Origin of the sequence: Flagellimonas onchidii (genome assembly GCF_004804315.1) — a bacterium.
In the GTDB taxonomy this organism is placed as follows: domain Bacteria; phylum Bacteroidota; class Bacteroidia; order Flavobacteriales; family Flavobacteriaceae; genus Flagellimonas; species Flagellimonas onchidii.
In genome coordinates this window covers 178,168-199,764 of sequence record NZ_SRXX01000001.1, presented here as the reverse complement: position 1 = coordinate 199,764, position 21,597 = coordinate 178,168, and the positions used below count along the sequence as shown (strand labels likewise).

Here is a 21,597-nt window from a genome sequence, read left to right as displayed (position 1 = left end):
CACTCAAGATGCGAAATATTTACCTCCTTATAAGCCTGTTTTTGACATCTTTTTTTGCAGCTGCACAATCGGATGTGAACCTTTTGGTGGAAACCAATGCCTCGGCATCATTGAACCTCTGTGGTGATTCGGAAATCTTAACGGTGACCATCACCAATTCCTCCTCTGCGGCGGCTACGAACATTCGTTTTGAATCGGATTTGCCAGTTGGTATATCCGTGACGGCATCACAATACACCAATATAGGGTCCTTGGATTTTCCAATCTTTCAGATACCTGACATACCGGCAAGTTCGGTAGCAAGTTTTACTTACGAGATTTCAGGAAATTGCGAGCTGTTGGATGAATTTGAAAGCACCTTCGGTGATGATACCGAATTTGACGTCAGTAATGAAAACACGGTGCGGTACAGCCTGGACAATGGCCCTGAAATCAGTTTTACGGGAAATTCAGAGTCCTATAATATCCGTTTTGCAGAACTGGAAGTAAAGGTTGCTGATGATGATGTGAACCAGTTTACGGGCATTCTGGAAAAAGATGCGGATGGAACGGTCTTTACTCGTGAGATAGAGGTGCGCAATTCCGGACTTGGGAGGTTGTCCGAATACACCTTTTACTTGGATGTGGACAATAGGATTGTATTTTCTGAGCTGTCTTTGGACGGGCAGGTTTTGACTCCCACTTCTACGGGGGTATCACCAACTGATCCTAATGTCAATAGATACACCTATACCTTCTCAGACTTTTCATCCATTGGAAATGGGAATGCTTTTTTTGAGCAGGATGAGGTTATGACATTTACCGATAAGGTATCCATGTTATTTGGAACCTGTGAATCTGCATTGGAGACCAACTACAAGGTAAATTGGGGATGTAATGCCACCGTTTGTAACGATGGGGATCAAGAAGCTACCTCAATTGCCTTTTTGAGTTTTGTGCCGGGAAGGCCTAATCTGAATAACCCATCATCTCGAATACAATTAATCAACATGGATAGTGGTGATTTTTGTGGTGATGATGTTCGGGTAAGGTATACATTTACAAATGGAGGGTCAGGATCAACTAATGAAGAATCCGATGCTGCATTTGATGTCCTCTTAAGGACAGGAATACAATCTTTTATCACAGCATCATTTTCCATTAATGGGACTACATTGACTGATGATAATCCAACCACTACTTTTGAATCCATATTCAATGGGAACCCACTTTTTGCAACAGATATTGATGGACCTGGTGGATTGGAAGATTTGGATAATGATGGGTTCTATGATGATTTGGCCGTAGGGAATCAACTATCTGTTGATGTTGATATTAATGCAACCTGGGATGATACTTTGACTACCAGAACCTTTATTTCATTGGTTTCACTTTTCCCATATTATGACAGTAACGAATGTGACCCTTCCCGTTACGGAGGAAGCTCGCTATCAGTTTCTATGTCCTTTAACCAACTGTCCGCTCCGTCCATGGAGGTGCCTCAAGAAATGGCTACCAATCAATCGGAGACATTTACTTACAGAGTTAACAGACGTGACTTGGGTTCAAGTCCAACAGGAGTTTTGAATTTTGGCAACTTCTTTTCGGATTTCACCGTGCCTGAAGGTTACGTTGTGAATGAAATACGATGGAATTCCACAGTTGGTTCTGGAAGTACACAGATTCTGAATGTCCAAGACCTTGGGAATAACAGGTATAGGGCTTTTGGGGGAGAAGAAAGGGGAAGTTATGAATTGGATGTAACAGTAGAATGTGCTGATGGAGTGTCAGAATTTGGTGCGGTAGATTGGAAAATGTACTTAGATATTTGCCCAAACCCTAGTTTAGATGAATTGTATACCGTAGTTGATTTAAGTCAACCCATTTTTACAGCATACGAATCCTGTAATCCAGGTGGAGGAGGCACGGGTAATGGATGTGCTTTCGCTACCGATTCATTCAATATTGATAGGAATACCTTTGGTTATCTTATGCCTACAGTTGCAAGACAGGGGTTGCTTTACTATACCCACAATGAAATCCTTACTGCCCCAAGAGCAGATGAAAACACACCTGGTATAGAATTAAACGCTGCCTATCCTTTGGATGAAGTAATGGTTGAGGCGGAAGGGAAAATACTTGCGTCGACAACACCTGAATCATATGATAGGCTTTATTTTGAATTTGGATTTTATTTGCCTGAAGGATACAGTGGGGAATTATTGAAACACTTAACATCAAATCAAACAGGTACGATAACTATAGATGGCAACTCAATACCTTTGACTACAGCACCCTCGATTTCAATTGATGCCACTAACAGGGTTACCTATACCTACGAGATTTCTATGAATTTCGATAATTCGGTTGAAAAAATAATTAGCGTCTCTGATTTACTATTGCAGATTGAAGAGCTATCCAACCTAGGAGCGATTGGTTTTGGCATAAGAAACCTTTCTATATTCCGTGCGAATTTTTATGGAAGAAAAGTGAGTGGTAGCATAGGTTGCAGTACAGGGAGTAAGGGATCCGAATTTGCACTATATACACCACGAACTGGTGCTTCTGCAGGGACTGGGCAAGTCGGTAACTGTACGGGAGAGGTGAATGATGCAATTATATCTATTACTTCAGCTACAGGTGGTGATGATTTTCCAAATGAATATAGACCGGTTATTTCTTTCCAATCTTTTGTGGCCATGCCACCTGATGGTTATCGTTATGATCCTGCAGGTAGTTTTCTTGTCACTCTGAATACAAATTTTCCAATTACTTTTTCTGAAGACCCAGTATCCAATGAAATAGCATTTCAGTTTAATGAGGTACCCATATTAGAAGCTAGGCAGCGATCATACTCATCGTTCTTTAGGCAAAAATTGGTGCCAATTTGTGACGATAATTTTCAAAGACTTCCATTTGCCACAGCAATACTAAATAACAGGGAATTCCAATATATTAATCTATTCAACGATGAGCCACCAATTGTTTCCACACGCGAATATAAGCGTTTGGATATCGACCTTCCATTCTCCATAGAACCCAACACCACACAGGAAGGTTTTGAACGTTCAGTCTCTTGGCCAGTATTGTTTTGTCATGAAGGTGGTACTAGCCAATCCCTTACATCTCCTTGGATTGCTTTGGAATTAAAAGAAACGGACGATAGAACACAGTTGCAAGGTGCTACGGACGAGGCTGGCAATGAATTGGAAGTAGTATTTTATGGAGGGACTACTCCAGAAACGGCAAGGGGAATGTTGGTGAAGATAGACAATATTATTAGTAATACCTGTGTGACAATTTTCCCAAGGGTCACATATATCAACTGTGAAAATGATGCTGTTCAAAACATTGATTTGATTTCCAGTATTGCTTGCGAAACCCATCCGTTGGATGGTCTGGATTCGACAACTTTGGCTGCTATCGGATCTATCAAAGATGATGGAGTTCTCTCCTGCCAATACCGATTGGATGAACAAGAGGTAACACTTCGGTACAAAACAGGGGACTTGACTTGGGAAGTCAATCGTTTGGAAGATCAGGTAGACCTTTGTGAAGCACTGACTTATGAGGTCAAGGTATTGAGTTCAAAATTTGCCAATGTCTATGACACGGAACTGACCGTAACCCTACCGCAAGGCATTACTCCTGAAGATATTGCCAATATCCAATATCAATATGACGGCGTGACCGGATTGGTGAACGTGGCCAATTTTATTGAGGACAATACCGGGGCATCGGACAATTTTAAAATTAAGGTCTCTGAACTGGTCACCGATTTGTTGGTGGCTGCAGGGACGGCTGGGATAGAAGCAGGGGACAACACCATTCCAGGCTCCCGATTACAGGGAAAGAATGAGATTACCTTCAATATCAACCTGATAGCAGATTGTACCATGGATCCTGGGATTCCAGTACGCTTTGATCTGGATGGGGTAACCAATTGTAACGACAACATCAATTTGTTGTTCAACCGATTGTTCCCCATCAATGGAGTGGTATTGCCTGATTTGGCAGTGGATGTAATGGCCAGTGACTTTTTGGTATGCAGTACGCAGAACCAAGTGGACATTAACCTATCAAATAATGACCCGAATCCTGATGTGGCACAGCAAGAAATTAGATTGACCTTGCCGAACGGGGTAACCTATGGCGGAGTGGCTAATGGTTCGCCAGCTCCAGTTCAGAACGGTAATGTGTTGACATGGGATATCAATGACATCAATACCAATAGAACACAGACGTTCAGTATTTTCACCAATCTAACCGATTTAAATGTACTGTCCTTTGATTATGCCGTGGATGTGGTGCAAAACGGACAAGCTACCTGTGTTACGGATGCCTTGGCATGTGATTTACAGGTGACCACAGCACAAGATACCGACAACGCCGCTCAGATTACCTTGCCACAGGTGACCATAAACCCAATTACTAGCACCCCAGTATGTGAAGGAACACCGATTACTGTAGCTGTTGAACTGGTAGGGGTGACCGATTACTCAGAATATGTGTTTAACTGGAATATTGCACCGACCTCACAGAACAACAACCAATTTACCTTTACGTTGTTCAACGCTGCCCAATTGCAGGTCAGTGTATCTCCGGTGGGCAACAATAGCCCAACTTGTGCCGGAACGGCTAATTTGGATGTGGAAATATATCCGGGGGCCACAATTAACATGAGCCTGATAGAGGGAGTGACCTGTGCTGGAGAATCTGATGCCAGCATATCAATGGCCATTTTTGGAGAACAGGGAACAGGGTTTACAGAACAGCAACCTTTTGAAATCATAAGTGCATCCCCATTGGGAACGGTGACGATTGGTCAAATGGTCAATGATGGAGAATCCATAACCGTGGAAAACCTACCACAAGGGCCGTTTACCATCAATTTTAAGGACAATTATGGCTGTACGTTTGAGCGAACCTTGAACGTTCCAACCATTGGAAACCCGATAACAAATTTCTGTACAACATTATTGCCCTGTGGTGTGGCATCTGGTGATGTTACCATGGGCTTTGATATGGCCGATTTGCACAGTGTGCTAAATAGCACGGCATACAATGCCGTGGTGACCGATAACCAAACGGGAACCGCAATTTTGAATTTTACAGGAAATTTCCCCGATACACAGTCTCGTGTATTGACCAATGTGGCGCCAAATGCCACCTATACGCTGGAAGTAAGTGCGGACAATGGTTGCGTGTACGCCAGGTCATTTGTTATCGACACCTATCAGGTGACGGTCAGTCAACCTGCTAACCAAGAGCTTTGTTTTGCCAACGAGACCAAGGACATTGTTGTGAACATCAATGATAACATCCCAACGTGTTCCGCTTTTTCAGTGCCTAATTATGAGGCCTTATTTGGAGTTTATGATACGGATGTCGAAGGCAATCCTTTTATCGGTACCCCTCAGACCATTAGTGGGCTCTCTAATCAATTGGATTTGAACGGTCTTGGAGAGGGTAATTATAAAATTATTATCAGACCGGAAAATGCCTCTGGTTATCCAGATGATATTTCGGCTTGTTATGTGGAAAGAACCTTTAGCATTACATCAAGTGCCACCTTCTCGGCTTCTTTGAACACCATTGATCCATTGTGTGCCGGTGAGGCATCCGGTAGTGCCGAAGTGGTTATCAATGGTGGTACGGGTACCTTTAGTTATGAATGGACAAACCAGAGTGGCCAAGTGGTATCCACGGGGTACCGAGCTACTGGATTGGCAGCAGGGGATTATCAAGTTACAGTGACCAATGCAAAGGGATGTGATGTTCCGGTGCCATTGACCTTTACATTGACGGATCCAGATACATTGGAAGCACCATTTATTGAGGATGTACAGACCGCTTGTGAGGCCATAGCCGGTAGTGGTGGTCCCGCGGCATCTGGCTATACATCGGGAACGGCACCCTATACCTTTAGGTGGTATGAAATTTTGACAACGACCGATTTTGAAGGCATTGAAGTGACCAGCGAATCTTTTGTGTACCAAGAAATAGTACCCGATGGAGGTACGTCCACCTATGTGGGTATCACTGCTGGTGACTATAAAGTTATGATCACCGATGCCAATGGCTGTACCGCAGAAAGTTTGGTAACTGCTGTGACCCAGCCCGAGGTAGCTAGACAATACAACATCAACCTGTCTTGGAGTTCCAAAGTGATTCAGGAAAATGAAAATCCAAATCCAAGAACCTTTGAAGTAGATCCCATAGGGCCATCAAACTATAGGTTGGCACTTGCAACACAGATAGAACGCTGTATTGCGGAGACCCAAGAGGTATCCAGAGCCAATGTGGCCAGTTTCCTAAAGGATATTGAACAGGTAAAGGATACGGTAAGCTTAGCCTATACCAGCAACAGTGAGGTATACCACTATACACTTTACTACTACGATAGAGCGGGTAATCTGGTACGTACGGTACCTCCAGCTGGAGTGAATTTGGCCGTTGATGGCGATGGAAACGTGGCAAGGGTAGCTACCGATCACACCTACGTCACAGGTTATGATTACAACAGTATTTCGCAATTGGGCGGCCAGAATACACCTGATGGCGGCACAACGAACTTCCTGTACAACGATATTGGACAGCTGCTCTATTCGCAGAATGAACGCCAAATTGCGGATAATACCTTTTCATACAGTATTTATGATAAATTGGGCCGTATCATCGAGGCCGGGGAGGCCCAATTGGCCGGAAAAGTATTCCCGACCGATTTCTTTGTGAACGGACAGGCTGATGAAACTGTGGCACAGGCCATTCCATTGGCCGAGAAGGTGGAGTACATACAAACCACCTTTAATGACCAGACCTCTATCACCTACCAAGGTGAGGAACAGCGGTTCTTGCGTAATCGGGTGAGTCAAATCTTTAATCTGGACAAGAACGGTCAGGAGAGTTATACATACTACAGTTATGACCCCCATGGCAATGTAGAATGGATCGTACAAAACTTACCGTCCATTGGACAGACTACGGTTGCTTACGAATATGACCTGATTTCTGGTAATGTGAACCAAGTGGTCTTTAATTTGGGTAAGGTGGATGAGTACCATCACCAATATGCCTATGATGAGGACAACCGTATTGTATCCGTTAAGACTTCGAAGAATGGTCATCTTTGGGATGAAGATGCACGGTATGATTATTACTTGCATGGTCCCCTGGCCCGTACCGAATTGGGTGAGGATAGGATTCAAGGATTGGACTTCACCTATACCATCCATGGGTGGTTAAAGGGCATCAACACCCCCGATTTGGCGCAAAACGCCTATAATCCTGATGGGGTGAATACCCAAGGCGATGCCCCCAATACCCACGCAAAGGATGAATTTGGTATGGCACTGGGGTATTACGGTGGGGACTTTGCCCGTGATGGAGTATTCGATAGCCGTTTGACGGCAGCCAATCCCTTTGTGTTGGAAAACCAGATAAATGGTAATTCGCAGGACCTGTACAATGGGAACATCAGTACATGGACCTCGCATACGGCGGCAGAGGCCAAGGCTAAAAATGTAAACAGCTATTTGGTGGGCAATGCCTATCAATATGACCAGTTGAACCGTATCAAAGAAGCGACTACAAAGGCCTTTAATGAGGCCAGTCAGGTGTTTGAACCGATCAATGGACAGACCGATGCCTTTAAGACCAATTACAGTTATGATGGCAATGGTAATTTATTGACACTGCGACGCTTTAAGGATGATGGGCAATTGATGGACGATTTGGCGTATAACTATGATTTGACCAATCCTAACCTGTCCAATAAATTGACCCATGTGGACGATGCCGTGGGTCAAGTAAGCACAGCGATCAACGATCTGCCCGATCAGAACAATGGTAACTATGTATACGATGCCATTGGGCAACTGGTACGAGACAACAGCGAAGGTTTGCAATATGTCTGGAACACTTCGGGCAAGGTATCCGAGATCATTCCGGATGACACCGGTGATGCCAATACGCAAAAGGTGCATATGAAATTCACTTATGATGGTATGGGCAACCGTATTGTTAAACAAGTGAACCGTCTGCCCTATGAAAGTGGCAATGGCCCACAGGTGAACAACCCGGAAGCTTTGGAGACCACCTATTACAGTTTGGATGCCCAAGGCAATGTGATGGGCATCTATAAGCGGGAAGACGTAAAAGTAGTGCCCGGTGATGCGACTGATACCAGTTACAAAGCCGTGTTCAAAACAACGGAACGCCCAATGTACGGCAGTGACCGTATCGGACAGGACACCCATGAAGAGGAAATATACAGTACCGTTTATAACTTTGGCAGTGAGGCAGATTACAATGCCGTGATGCTCCAATTTGTAGAGCAGATCAATAGTGTGGCCTTGGGCAATGTATTGGTGGCCCAAAATATAGTTGCGGGACTTTTTGATGTGGATGGGAATACAATAACCATACCCGGAACAAACTTGGCGACCGCTACGGTTGATGGGGAGTATGTTGAACTAATGTACGATAGCACCCTTATTCAGGATGCCGACAGTACCCCGATTACAACAGATAACAACATCTTCTTGATTGAGGATGTAGAAGAAAACCCACTGGGATATGGCGTAGTGGCCAGCAATTATTTCAGTGCCAATGCCGAGGACGGGGTCATGCTCATTTATGACACCAACGGAAATCTGATTCCCGGATTGCAGTTGATCAATGCGGATACCGCGGACGCCGTGGATTATTTGGCCAAAAGTGTGGTGGTGAAAAACCCCGGACGTAACGATGAGTTCTTCCTGTTCTATAAAGATGTAGCGGGCAACTTGCATACGGCAACATTAAGTACAGCCTCTGGTAGTTTGGAGGTAACCACAACGGTACAGCGAAGCTCTAGCAACTATGGCCGACATATGGCCGTGGTGGACGACCGCCAGATGCAACGTGCCTTTGTCTATGCCACTACCCATACCGATGCCGTGGTGGATGTGGACGGCAATGTGGTTACACCACCGCAGGCCACCTTGGTACGCTTTGCCTTGGATGGTACAGGTGCCATTACCGAGGAGGGAGCAGTATTGGATCCCTTTGAAAGCTATGATATACAAGGTAGTGGAGAACTGCAGATTGCGTTGGATGGTAATAGCCTTAATATGTACAACTTTACTGGACTGGCCACGCAGTGGACGGGATTGGGTGAAGCAGAACTGCGTACATGGCAATTAAATGAAGATTGGCTACCTTTACAGAGCAGTACCCAACAAACAACAATAGGTGGGAATATTGGCAAAGGTTCTTTGATAAATACGGGCACGGAGTTGTATTATACGCAACGGGCCCAAGAGATAAGCACTGCAACGGAGACCGTACGGATTATACGGGCTTCCGATGGACAAGTGGTGAACAACAACATTGGTGACCTTAGGGCTAATAAGAACAACAAGTTTTACAACTTTGTGGAAGGCACCGATTCGGGGCAGGAATATAACTTGGCAGCTACCAATATTGTAACCTTGGGTAATTTACCCACCTCCAACAATGGGGTTACGGGGTACCAACCCTACCAACCGTATACCATAAATGGGATTACGCCACCTGCAACCAATGGGGTAGTGTACCGTAATATAGGTGAAAAGTATTATGAGCTTAAGGATCATTTGGGCAACGTAAGGGTTGTGGTCAATGATAGAAAGAACTTGGATACAAGTGACAATACATTGTCCGCGAATGTGGTGAGTTATAATAACTACTACCCCTTCGGGATGCCACAGCCCAACCGGAATTTTGACAGTCAAGAATACAGGTACGGTTTCCAGGGGCAGGAGAAGGACAGTGAGTTGAAAGGAGAAGGTTTATCCGTTAATTATAAATTTAGGATGTACGACACAAGATTAGGAAAGTTCCTAAGTCTTGACCCTTTATCATCGGATTATCCACATAATTCACCTTTTGCATTTGCAGAAAATAGGGTAATCGATGGTATAGAACTAGAAGGTGCAGAGTATCTTCAAAGAAACAAAGCACTAGTCAAATTAGCTTTAGGATATCCGATAATTCAACTTTCTAATACTTCAAGTGATTTTCGAGACGCCTATATAAAGTCACGTGGAACCGGTTTTGGATTGTCTTACGATGGAGTGCCAACTGATAGACTAACGGAAAGTCCCTTGTTTGAGGTGGAAACAAATCCCATGGTAGATGGTTTGGCCCATTCGGAAACACTAAACCAACAGCCTATTGAACATAATCTAAAGGCCAAAAAAATTATTTTTTCCAGAATCAATAATTTCAAGTTTATAGGAGTTAATAAGAAGGATGGGAATCCCCATTTAACCTCTTTTAGATCTTCTAAAAATTGGAAACCAGTTTATGAATTCAAGATAGCGGACTTTTCTTCTAAGCGGATAAAATTAGGGAATGGCGGGAGCACATCAAAAACTGGAGCAGCCCTAGATGTAATTAGTCTTGTCATTGAAGGATATAATATGAAAAATAACATAGACCTAAGTGATATATTGTCTACAATTGATCAACAAGCTATGGATAGAGTAAGATTTAATTGGATCCAAAGTAGATGGGAACCCCATATTTCTCCATTGACAAAAGCAACAAAGGATGTTTCACAAGCCATAGTTGCTGGTTTAATACCTCGAGATTTGGCAACAGATGTTCAATTCGTTTCAGAAGTTACTAATATTGTGTTGTATGGCGGAGATGGGAATGAGTCGCCAAAAGCTAAAATTGCCGGAAGAAAAATATTAGATAAAGTGTTTGGAAAGCAAGAAGGCCCTGTTTTAGAAAATGAAACAGGCGAGGATTTTACACCCATAATATTTACAGAAACCAAAAATTAAATTATGTTGAAAAAATTGACGCTATTGCTTTTTTTGCTTATAGTTACATCTTGTGCTGATAAATCTGAAAAACATCCGATATATGGTGATTGGAATGTTAGATATATGTACGTTAATGGAGAGGATTTTGTCGGTTATTATGACAATGATGTAGTCTATTTTTCTAAATTGGCAACGTTTACAAAAAATGGGCAACTGATAGTTTTTCTTGATGATGAAAATAAAAAAGTTATCAAGGCAAATTTTGAATTAAACTCGAATTTAGATTCAATAAAATTCAAATCAGACTTAAAGAATTTAAACGGTACGTTCAAAGTAAATTTATCTGATGACAAGGGTAGTGTCATAATGAAATTACAATCGGATAATGGCGAAATGCATTTTAAAAGGATTAATGCTTCCATTAATATGTGACCATCTGTGCCGAAGTAGTCGTTGCTGAGTCAAACAAAATAAGAGAAAGCCATGGCCATTTTTGGTCGTGGTTTTTTATTTCGCAAGCTTTTATTGGAAGTCCACCTCAGAAGTTTTTGTATCCTTTCTTCTCATGCAGTATTTATATACAAGAACCGCATATACACAACAAGTATTTCGTAGTCCAATACAATCGGGATATGTTTGAAATGTGAATTTTTATTTCATTCCACTGTTATAATAACCTAACCTGCATATGATGAGATTCCAAGGTATTGTATTTTCCGTTGCTTGTTTTTTGATACTCCAAGCGCCTATTTTTTCGCAAGAAAAAGTAATAGAAGTCAATATAGAGCCTGACCATGCCGTAAAGTTGGCCGAATTTACTCCATCGGGTAATTTTTATATTATGGAGTTTGCTAAGGATAAGGATTATAAAACTAGATATCGGGCCTTCGACTCCAACTTTAATTTGTTCCAAACCATTACAGCGGACAAGAAAATAGATGGTTTTGAAATAGGGGCAATATCCAGTATTGGAAATTACTTTACCTATCAAAGAAAAATCAACGAATGGAGTTTGGTATCTGATACGGAACTGGATATGAACAGCTTGACCGATAAGGACTTTTTGATAAACCTAGAAGTGTTGTCAAAAGGGTATCATGTGGCAATAGGGAAGGAAATAATAGACAAAAAGATAAAATTGTTCAGTAATAGTGCCTGGATAAATTCAGAAGATGTCTACTCAGAGAACCACTATATGCTGCGTACAGGTATGGCTGATAAAAAGACGACTGTATTCAAAATTGAAGTTCCGGAAGGTTGTTATTTCAATGGAGGCTCTACGAAAGTGCTATACCATGACAATGAGCATTTTTTGGTTTCCTTTTACTTGGAAGGGAACAAGACCAATAAAACATATCGTGTTGCTACTTATGACTATGAAGGCAATCTATTGGGTTATGTAGATGTATCCTTGGATATTTTGGATTCGAACAATGAATCTTTTGCTTATGCAAATTTGGAAAATGGCAGTTTTGCCACTGTAACAGTAACAAAATACTACGGACTGGGCAATACTGTGGGCAATACAGATTTAGATCAATATGGTTTCGCTACGGTCAACGCTCATTGTAACATTAAATACGACCCATATGAAAAGGCAATCTATGTCTACGCAGGGATAAAACCCAAAAAAGGAGATTCCAGTATTTTAATCTATAAATATGATTCCAGTGGTAGTTTATTATGGCAACGACAACATCAGTTGAGTGATACACAACTACGGTATCTTAATAGTTTTAACCGATATCTTTCATTCGATATTTACCCACAATTCATAGGTGTCTCTGTAAATTCCACAAAAGGGAAGAGTTACTGTGATTTTTATATCGTGGATAAAAATACAAGTGAGATGATCGCTCAAGAAAAATATGACAAATACGGGTTTTATTCCAATTCTGGTTTTTATGATGTGAAAAGTAAGTTCAGTGGTCTGGATTCCGAGTACGAAAAGATTACAGGTTATAAAAATCTTAAGTTGGACCGTAGTATCATATATGCTGCCCTATACAGTTCCGCTTTCAGAGAACATCTGAATAGATTAAATAATGATGGGGAATTTTTGATCAAAGGCGTATTCATGGACCAAGGATTGAACACTGTCATGAGTTCTAAAAAAGGAAACAAAATCACCTTCTCACGGTTTAAACTATAGTTTACATGCCTTTTCTGCACCCTGACCATTAGAAACGTGCAACACACAATTTTCTTACAACATGATGGTTTTTCCATCACTACCAATGCCGTAGTCTAGGTCTTTCATAAAGTCCTTATAGGGTAATACAGCGAAGAAATAGATCCTGTTACCGAATTCCAGAGTATTTCATGATGCACTTTTTGCACTTCATCGAATGTGACTTGTTATCACAATCCTTTTCGAACAAATTTGAGATGATTCTTATATGAAAACAGGGGAATCATTTACCAATTAACCCAATCAAGCATAAACAAATGGATAGGGCACCGAACTGTTGATTCTTACAGACTTCTGAACAACACCAGACTGGAAGTTTGAAGCATGATCCAAGAGTCCGTTCAATACAGGAAATGTCATTTCCATAAATAAAGTCAAGCTATAGACCAATAATGAAAAGGCAACCAAGAAATAGTCATTTGGTATTCAACAAGGGGTATATCCCCTTTCTTCTTTTAATGTTGTTTGTGTTATCCGCGAATAATCTTTTAGGGCAGACATTTGAACTGTCGGTACATCGGAAGGTCATCAATGATAAGGGAGGTAGGGAGATTGTTTATGTGACTGACAAGACCCCGGAACCCAAGGGCAAGCGCATGTACCATTGGTACAAATCCCGAAAGGTGCACACCTCTCAGAACAACTATGCCGGAGAACTGCTGGATGGGGAATACCTCAAGTATTATCCGGACAGCCAACTTGCCGAAAAGGGTGTGTTTAAAAACGGGCTAAAAGTTTCTGTTTGGAACACATGGCACCAAAACGGAAGATTGGCCACACGTTCCCTATGGAAGAGTGGTAGGATTTCCGGAAGGTTTGTGAAAAGGGACAGTTTGGGCAATACCTTGGAGACCGGTACATATAAGAAAGGTTTTAAAAATGGAAAATGGATCTATCCCATGGAAGGAGACACCCTTTATTTTAAAAAGGGAAACTTGGTTCCAACGGACTCCATAACCAACGATTCCCTACCTAAAAAACCTTCTTTCCTTAAGCGCTTATTTAAAAAGAAAAAAGATGCTGGTGGAGAAAGTATAAAAAGCCCTGAAACATTCAAAAAACAAGGATTTTTTAAAAGACTTTTTGCTAAAAGGGAGAAAAAACCCAGCACAAAGCCCAAAAAGAAAAAGGATAGAGAGTCCAAAAAACCTGAAGGGAAGGCCGATGTAGGGAAAGATGGATTCTTTAAACGTCTGTTCGGGAAAAAGGATAAAAAACCAAAAAAGACCAATGCTTAAGGCGGGTTCGTTATATTATGCCATTATGGTCTGTGTGTTGGTGGGCATCTGCTGCTCGGCCCTATTGCTCATGAGCCATTTTTCCAATCTCTTCGCCCTGAACATGGAGACCCGTACCGAGCTTTTGGAGAACAATCGCTCGGCCACCAACTATTATTTGGCCAAGGTGGAAAGCCTTAAAAATGGTTCTGAAACTATAGATCTTTTTGAAAACGGGATAGTTTCCCATGGGACCGTTTCCCAATGGGGCCTTTACCCTGTACTACATGTGCGATCGGTCTTTAAAAAGGACACCGTTTCCAGAAGTGTCCTAGTAGGTCGGAAATTGGAATCGAGGCCAGCACTGTACTTGGTGGACAATGACAAGCCGTTGCAAATGGTGGGCAAGGCCAAGATTGTAGGTGATGCCCATTTGCCCAAGAAAGGGATCAAAAGGGGATATATTACCACGCAATCGTTCAGTGCCTTTACTTTTTTGGAGGGGACAAAATACCGTTCAAAGAATAAACTGCCCGAACTTAAAGAAGCATTTTACCTGCCTGAGCAACGCAATGATACGATACATTTTCTGGATGAATTTGAAAAAGTGAAGCCTATATATAGGACATTCGAGGACAAACCGTTGCATATACGAATGCTGGAAAATCAGATCATGGGTCGGGAACTGATGGGGAAAATCGTATTGCGTGCCCAAGATTCCATTTTCATCAAAAAGGACAACCGCTTTGAGGATATTTTGATCGATGCACCCATAGTTGCTTTTGAAAAAGGTTTTGAAGGCACGGTACAGGTCATTGCTTCGCAGAAAGTGGTTCTTGGGGAAAACGTCACCTTAAAATACCCATCCACTATTTACTTAAAGGGCAAAGCACTTGAGGAAACCAAAGTGAACCTCGCTGAAAGCTCTAAAATATTGGGAAAAGTGGTCATGACGGGTGTATTGGGGAACAACAAAGGGTTCAACGTCATCCATATTGCCAAGAATGCCCAAGTTGTCGGCGAGGTGTACTGTGAGGGAAGTACAGACTTAAAGGGAGAAATTCTGGGGACATTGTACACGGGCAACTTTTACCTAAGGACAAAAGCATCGTCCTATGAAAACTATATAGCGGAAGGGGTCATTGACAGCAGGGCCATGTCCGATATTTTTCTGGGAAGTATTGTAAACGAGAACGATAACAGGACCTATGGCATCATCAAAACGCTATAAAGTAAAAGCAAGCTCGCTGACGGAGTCCATTATCGCCATGGTGATTGTGGCGGTATGCCTGTCCATTGCCATTGTGGTCTATGTAAGTGTTTTAAAAAGGGATAGGGGATTGCCCTATTATAAAGCTGAACAAAAAGTAAAGGAACTGCTCTGGGCAACACAATATGAAATGCAGTTGGAAGATGAGGACTATACGTTCCTAGGGTTCACTATCAACAAAAAAGTGGAGCAGCATAGGGGATCGGCCAATACGTATAAGGTGACCTTTATTGCAAATCTGCCCAATGGCAAAAAAAACTATGCGTATGTGGTTGCTCCATGACCGAAAGGCACATATCAAGGCATTTACCATCCAAGAGCTTTTGGTGGCCATGGTCATCAGTTCGTTGATCATAGGGATGGTATACGCCATTTATGTTCAGCTCAACAAGCAATTGTACACCTATGGTAGGCATCAAGAGGAAATGGTGTCCTTTAACCAGTTTAAGCACGTATTGGCCACTGATCTGTTTTTGGGGTTGGCCATTGAAAAGGAAACGGAAAACAGATTGACCATAAGGTTCAGGCAAGGGGAGCATGGTTATCTGTTCCTAGAGGATAAAGTGATCAGAAATAGGGAAGGTGCCTTACAAGATACATTTGACCTTGGCATCTCTGGTTTTGAACTGAAAGCCAATGAAAGTTATATGGGCATTGCATTGACCACCAAAATGGACGGGGAGCCCATCACCATTTATGAAGCAAAGGAAATACCGATAGCGGATCGAATCAATTCGATGTATACCAAATAATGGGCATTAATATATCCACATACCAGTCCAACAGACCAAAAAACCTTCAGAAAAAGAAGGCGGGTTCCGATTTTCTTAAAATGGAGCTCAAAAAAGGGTTTTCAAACAAGAACAAGGTTGAATTCTATAAGGAATTTGCCACTCTGTTGAACTCCGGGGTGGATTTTAGGCAGGCCCTGGATATATTGAAGAACCAGCAAAAAAAGAAAGTCCACCAGCAGTTTATTGCCGATATCACCAAACAGGTGGTGCGGGGCAAGTCGCTGTATGAGGCCTTTAAGGAATCCGGAGAGTTTTCGGCCTATGAATACTATAGCATAAAGATTGGGGAGGAGACCCGGAAATTGGGTAAGGTGCTCCAAGAGCTGAGCCAGTTTTTTGACCGGAAGGTGAAAACCACCCGTCAGATGGTATCGGTGTTCACCTATCCTTCCTTTGTAATGCTCTTGACCCTTGGGGTACTGTATTTCATGTTGCAGTATGTGGTGCCCATGTTTTCTTCTGTTTTCAGGCAATTTGGAAAGGAACTACCGGCTTTGACCAAGAAAGTGATATTGCTTTCAGAGAATTTCACTTTGATCACATCGGTGTTTTTTGGCACCATTGTATTTTTTATGGTGTTGCACTATGTCTATCGAAAAAATATGACGTACCGGTCGATCCGATCAAAAATGCTACTCAAAATTCCATTTCTGGGCAATTTGGTCCAAAAACTATATGTCACCCGTTTTTGCCAATCGTTGAGTTTGTTGTTGAGTGCCAAGACCCCCTTGATCACCTCGTTGGACCTGATACAAAAAATGATCAGTTTTTATCCCTTTGAGGCCAGTCTGGAAAAGGTGAAATCCGATGTTTCCAAAGGAACCTTGCTATCCACCGCATTGGCAAAGCATGCCATCTATGATTTTAAGCTGATCTCCATGGTCAGTGTGGCGGAACAGGTAAATACCTTGGATGAAATGTTTGAACGCTTGGCCAAGCAGTATGACGAGGAGACCCAGCACCAGACCAAAATGATCGGGGTGATCATTGAACCCTTGATCATAGTCGTCATAGGTTCAATTGTTGGGGTCGTTTTGATAGCTATGTATTCCCCCATGTTCGATTTGAGTAAAATTTTGCAAAACTAACCGTATGAAAAGAATAAAGAGCAATGGAAGGTTCAAAAAGAACCTGCGAAAGAAAATGTGGGCAAAGGCCTATTCCATGTCGGAACTATTGGTGGTACTCTGCATCATTGGGATATTGATCCTTTTGGTGTTGCCCAACCAGACCTCGGTAATCGCACAGGCAAAGGCCATTGAGGCTCAAAGCATGTTGAACCACCTTTATGGACTGCAGAAAAGCCATTTTTATAGGTTTTCAAAGTATTCGAGTGATTTTCAGGCTTTGGGATTTGAGCCGGCTCCGACCATAAGCGAAGGCGGACAGGCCATATACAAGATAGAGATTATGGAAGCTTCGATAAACTCCTTTAAGGCAAGGGCGGTCTCCTTATCCGATTTTGATGGGGATGGCAACTTCAACACTTGGGAGGTGGATCATAACAAATTGTTGGTCGAAACAGTAAAGGATTGATACAGGGTATACTATATATCATATTGATGGCGGTATTGGCCTTGGTCGTTTACCAAGATGTCAAACTACGCTTGATCCATATATTGCTGCCAGTAGCCATTTTTGGTCTGGGCATTGCCATTAACTGGGACTTGATGCGGTTTATCCATATGGATTGGATCTCGTCGTTGCTTTTTCTTGCGTTGAATCTTTTAGTGGTCACCCTATATTTTTCAATTAAGGCAAAGAGGTATGTTAACCCTTTTGATGCTCTTATTGGCTGGGGTGATATATGGTTTCTGATCGCTTTAGTCCCCTTGTTCCATTTCAGGGGCTATGTCCAGTTCTTTGTTATGGGGATGCTCTTTTCCTTGGTTCTCTTCATCGTCATGAAATCCATATATCCTAAGTACAAAACCATTCCTTTAGCAGGATTTCTGTCCATTTTCTTGATTGGAACAACACTGGCACAGCATCTAACGGACATTGATATTTTATTATAAAACAAGATCTTGGAGTATTTGGAGAACATAGCGATATCCGTGGAGGTCAGACAGATCATCAATGCCGATTTGGCTCACCATTACCGTGTTGTACCCAAGAAGGAATCGGGTGAAGCATTGGAACTTTATGTTTCGACATCAAATGCCACGCAGACTACCGCTGAAGAATTGGAGCTCTATTTGGGAAAAAGGATCCTGTTCTGTGAAGTGCCTGAGCAGGTATTGAACAAGGCACTCTATGAATATTACAGAAAGGAAGAGTTTACCGGGAACGTGGATAACGGGCAGACCATTTCCACTGGAAAGGATTTTTTGGACAATCTGGTGATGGAGGCCAAGGCCATTGGGAGCAGTGATATCCATTTTGAGGTATACGAGGACGAGGCCCGGATACGGTTTCGCATTGATGGGCTGCTCATTGAAAAGTACAAACTTCCCAAGGACTCCTATTTGGAAATGACCAATAAAATAAAGATTGAGGCCAATCTGGACATTACCGAGAAACGACTGCCACAGGACGGGCGTATCAATTATGAGGATTTTGACATTCGAGTATCCATTTTGCCGACTCTGCATGGGGAAAAAACCGTGATGCGCTTATTGGGACGGGACACCTCCCACTTGAACCTTGAAGATGTGGGGTTTGAGGAAAAACAATATAGAATATATAAAGAGGCCATAAAGCAATCCAATGGAATTGTGCTGATCAGTGGACCTACCGGTTCAGGAAAGACCACTACACTATACGCTACCTTAAAACTGTTGAATGATAACAAGCGGAATATTGTAACGGTGGAAGATCCTATCGAATATACGCTCAAAGGAATCAACCAAGTACAGTTAAAGGAGGATATCGGTTTGAATTTCACCAGTGCATTGCGATCGTTTTTAAGGCAGGATCCGGATATTATCATGCTAGGGGAGATCAGGGATGCGGAAACTGCAAAAATGGCCATACGTGCTTCGCTTACAGGGCATTTGGTATTGTCCACCATCCATACGAACTCGGCCATAGGAACCATTTCCAGATTGGTGGATATGGGGGTGCCTGCTTTTTATATCGCTGAGACCCTGAATGCCTCGGTTGCCCAACGTTTATTACGAAGGCTTTGCGGTTCTTGTAAGGAACAGGTGCCTTTTGATTCCAAGGATTTTCCCATGGGCTATACAATACCCAAACCTTTGGAAAGCTATTATGGGCCAAAGGGATGCCCAGATTGTTACTACACAGGTTACAAGGGAAGGGTTGCCATTTATGAGGTGATTCCCATGCTCGATGATATCGTTTCCGTTATCAAAGAGCATCCCCAGAATATCAAGGACAACATTAAATATGATTATCAGACCCTTGCGGACAAGGCATTTGACCTGCTATCGGATGGGACGACCTCCATTGAGGAAATTTATTCCCTATTAATCAATGCATGATATGAAGAACTTTTTGACATACATATTCTTTCTTTCCATAAGCTTTGGTGTGTTTGCGCAATCAGATGCCGAAACATTGCTCACTGACTATGCAGTTGAACATGAAGCACTGAATGAAAAGATAACCATTGATATTTCGGGGCTTACCATTTATGAATTTTTGAACTCCGTAGCCCTTGAGTACAAGATAAATTTGAGTGTGGATTCCGAACTTTCCAATGTGGTGGAGAGCAGTTTTTTTGAGATTCCAGTAAAGGATGTATTTCTGTTCATTGTAAAGAAATTCGATTTGGAGATTGGCATTGTCAACAATATCATCGTGTTTTCAAAAAAGAAAGTTGAACGAGAGGTCAAGGAATTGCCCAAGCCCAAGGAAATAGAGGCCACCTATAATGACAAGAACAATTTCCTTTCCATCAAGCTTTCCAATGAACCATTGGAAAGCGTGGCAAAACGGATTACGGACATCTCAGGTAAGAACCTCGTACTAGGCCCTGCCTTGAAAGACAAACAGGTATCGGCCTATATCTTGAACCGTCCCTTTGAGCAAGTGGTCGAAATGATGGCCAAATCCAATCAGATGATCTTGACCATCGATGACAATGGATTTTATTATCTGGAAAAGGATATGGAGCCCATCGAGCCGTCCAACAATCCAAAGAAAAAAGGGAAAGGCCTGAAGAGCTTGGCCAGTTTGGAATCCTCCGCAGAGATCAAGGTCGAGGACAATGGATATATCAGCATAAAGGCCTTTGATGCCGATATTACCGCTTTGATCACTGAAGTGGCAGACCAATTGCATGTCAATTACTTTATGTACAACCGACCGGATGGGCTTACCACAACCTTGGTCTCCGAAATGATCACCTTCGAAGATCTTTTGGATCATGTGTTCAAGGGCAAAAAGTTCACCTATAAGAAAACTGGAGATTTTTACCTTATTGGAGATCAAAATGTGGAAGGACTCCGAAGTACTGAATTGATCCAATTGGAAAACCGGACAATCGAGACGGTATTGGAGACGTTGCCCAAGGATTTAGTGGAAAACGTAGAGATCAAAGAATTTTTTGAACTTAACGGATTCGTTATTTCTGGATCAAGGCCACGCATTTTGGAGATCAAAGAGTACATCAAGGAAATTGATGTGGTCGTACCGATGATACTGATCGAGGTATTGATTGTCCAGTACCAAAAATCAAGCGAGGTGCAAACAGGGCTCCAGGCCGGTTTGGACAATGAACGCAGGACAACTTCCGGTGTCCTTTTTCCCACTACCGATGTGTCCATGAACAGTAGTTCGGTAAACTCGCTCATCGATGCCTTTAATGGCTTTGGTATATTCAATCTTGGGAAGGTTACGGAGAATTTCTACTTGAACCTAAGGGCATTGGAGAACAATTCGATCATTAATCTGAAATCTACTCCCAAGATATCCACCCTGAACGGACATGATGCCAAACTCTCCATCGGTGAGACCAGCTATTATTTTGAACAGAACAATAGGTTGATCAACAGTGGTCTGGGGAATGACATACTGCAATCGGGCCAATGGAAATCTACCGATGCCAACTTGAGTGTCAATATCAAACCCTTTGTGTCCAAGGACGAGCAGATTACCTTGAACATCTTGGTGGAACGGAGTACCTTTTTAGGGAGACAGGGTGAGAATGCCCCTCCAGGAAAGGCAACACAACAATTTGAGTCCTTGGTACGCTGTTTGAACGGGGAGATGATTTTGTTGGGCGGCCTTGATCAATTGGACAAAGAGAATTCCGGCACCGGAACACCTGGACTTTCGAAGGTTCCCGTTTTAAAATGGTTCTTCAGTAGTCGAAGGAAGAGCAACAGCAAGTCTAAACTCCATGTCTTTATCAAACCAACAGTAGTGTATTGATGCTTTTAAA

General features: G+C 42.4%; 12 protein-coding genes. All 12 read left to right on the top strand.

Going from position 1 to position 21,597, the window contains the following annotated elements:
• Positions 1-8 precede the first annotated feature (8 nt).
• The gene (locus E4661_RS00750; RefSeq protein WP_136464900.1) at positions 9-10,793 is read left to right on the top strand and encodes an RHS repeat protein; all 10,785 of its coding nucleotides are present in this window, start codon (positions 9-11) and stop codon (positions 10,791-10,793) included.
• A gap of 3 nt (positions 10,794-10,796) precedes the next feature.
• On the top strand, positions 10,797-11,207 hold the full coding sequence (locus E4661_RS00745; protein ID WP_136464899.1) for a hypothetical protein: 411 nt from the start codon (positions 10,797-10,799) through the stop codon (positions 11,205-11,207).
• 256 nt (positions 11,208-11,463) lie between these two features.
• Entirely contained in the window at positions 11,464-12,927 is a 1,464-nt protein-coding gene (locus tag E4661_RS00740; RefSeq protein WP_136464898.1) for a hypothetical protein, read from the top strand.
• A 431-nt stretch (positions 12,928-13,358) separates the two neighbouring features.
• Complete coding sequence (locus tag E4661_RS00735; RefSeq protein ID WP_136464897.1) at positions 13,359-14,204, top strand: toxin-antitoxin system YwqK family antitoxin; 846 nt, start codon at positions 13,359-13,361, stop codon at positions 14,202-14,204.
• Positions 14,197-15,414, top strand: coding sequence for a hypothetical protein (locus tag E4661_RS00730; RefSeq protein WP_136464896.1), 1,218 nt, complete (start codon positions 14,197-14,199; stop codon positions 15,412-15,414). Before E4661_RS00735 ends, E4661_RS00730 begins: the two co-directional genes overlap by 8 nt.
• Complete coding sequence (locus tag E4661_RS00725) at positions 15,392-15,736, top strand: hypothetical protein (protein WP_136464895.1); 345 nt, start codon at positions 15,392-15,394, stop codon at positions 15,734-15,736. Before E4661_RS00730 ends, E4661_RS00725 begins: the two co-directional genes overlap by 23 nt.
• Entirely contained in the window at positions 15,699-16,205 is a 507-nt protein-coding gene (locus tag E4661_RS00720; protein ID WP_136464894.1) for a PilW family protein, read from the top strand. The genes E4661_RS00725 and E4661_RS00720 overlap by 38 nt, the downstream gene beginning before the upstream one ends.
• On the top strand, positions 16,205-17,335 hold the full coding sequence (locus tag E4661_RS00715; protein ID WP_136464893.1) for a type II secretion system F family protein: 1,131 nt from the start codon (positions 16,205-16,207) through the stop codon (positions 17,333-17,335). The genes E4661_RS00720 and E4661_RS00715 overlap by 1 nt, the downstream gene beginning before the upstream one ends.
• A 4-nt stretch (positions 17,336-17,339) precedes the next feature.
• Positions 17,340-17,783: a type II secretion system protein gene (locus E4661_RS00710; protein WP_240751386.1), complete on the top strand. Its 444-nt coding sequence runs from the start codon at positions 17,340-17,342 to the stop codon at positions 17,781-17,783.
• Positions 17,780-18,265: a hypothetical protein gene (locus E4661_RS00705; RefSeq protein ID WP_136464892.1), complete on the top strand. Its 486-nt coding sequence runs from the start codon at positions 17,780-17,782 to the stop codon at positions 18,263-18,265. The genes E4661_RS00710 and E4661_RS00705 overlap by 4 nt, the downstream gene beginning before the upstream one ends.
• A gap of 9 nt (positions 18,266-18,274) precedes the next feature.
• Positions 18,275-19,693: a GspE/PulE family protein gene (locus E4661_RS00700; RefSeq protein ID WP_313778716.1), complete on the top strand. Its 1,419-nt coding sequence runs from the start codon at positions 18,275-18,277 to the stop codon at positions 19,691-19,693.
• 1 nt (position 19,694) lies between these two features.
• Complete coding sequence (locus E4661_RS00695; protein WP_168796298.1) at positions 19,695-21,587, top strand: type II secretion system protein GspD; 1,893 nt, start codon at positions 19,695-19,697, stop codon at positions 21,585-21,587.
• Positions 21,588-21,597: the final 10 nt, after the last annotated feature.

What these genes read in the sequence shown, in the direction of transcription:
- E4661_RS00750 (WP_136464900.1), top strand. Translation starts at nt 9, where the DNA reads ATGCGAAATATTTACCTCCTTATAAGCCTGTTTTTGACATCTTTTTTT.
- E4661_RS00745 (WP_136464899.1), top strand. Translation starts at nt 10,797, where the DNA reads ATGTTGAAAAAATTGACGCTATTGCTTTTTTTGCTTATAGTTACATCT.
- E4661_RS00740 (WP_136464898.1), top strand. Translation starts at nt 11,464, where the DNA reads ATGATGAGATTCCAAGGTATTGTATTTTCCGTTGCTTGTTTTTTGATA.
- E4661_RS00735 (WP_136464897.1), top strand. Translation starts at nt 13,359, where the DNA reads ATGAAAAGGCAACCAAGAAATAGTCATTTGGTATTCAACAAGGGGTAT.
- E4661_RS00730 (WP_136464896.1), top strand. Translation starts at nt 14,197, where the DNA reads ATGCTTAAGGCGGGTTCGTTATATTATGCCATTATGGTCTGTGTGTTG.
- E4661_RS00725 (WP_136464895.1), top strand. Translation starts at nt 15,392, where the DNA reads ATGGCATCATCAAAACGCTATAAAGTAAAAGCAAGCTCGCTGACGGAG.
- E4661_RS00720 (WP_136464894.1), top strand. Translation starts at nt 15,699, where the DNA reads ATGGCAAAAAAAACTATGCGTATGTGGTTGCTCCATGACCGAAAGGCA.
- E4661_RS00715 (WP_136464893.1), top strand. Translation starts at nt 16,205, where the DNA reads ATGGGCATTAATATATCCACATACCAGTCCAACAGACCAAAAAACCTT.
- E4661_RS00710 (WP_240751386.1), top strand. Translation starts at nt 17,340, where the DNA reads ATGAAAAGAATAAAGAGCAATGGAAGGTTCAAAAAGAACCTGCGAAAG.
- E4661_RS00695 (WP_168796298.1), top strand. Translation starts at nt 19,695, where the DNA reads ATGAAGAACTTTTTGACATACATATTCTTTCTTTCCATAAGCTTTGGT.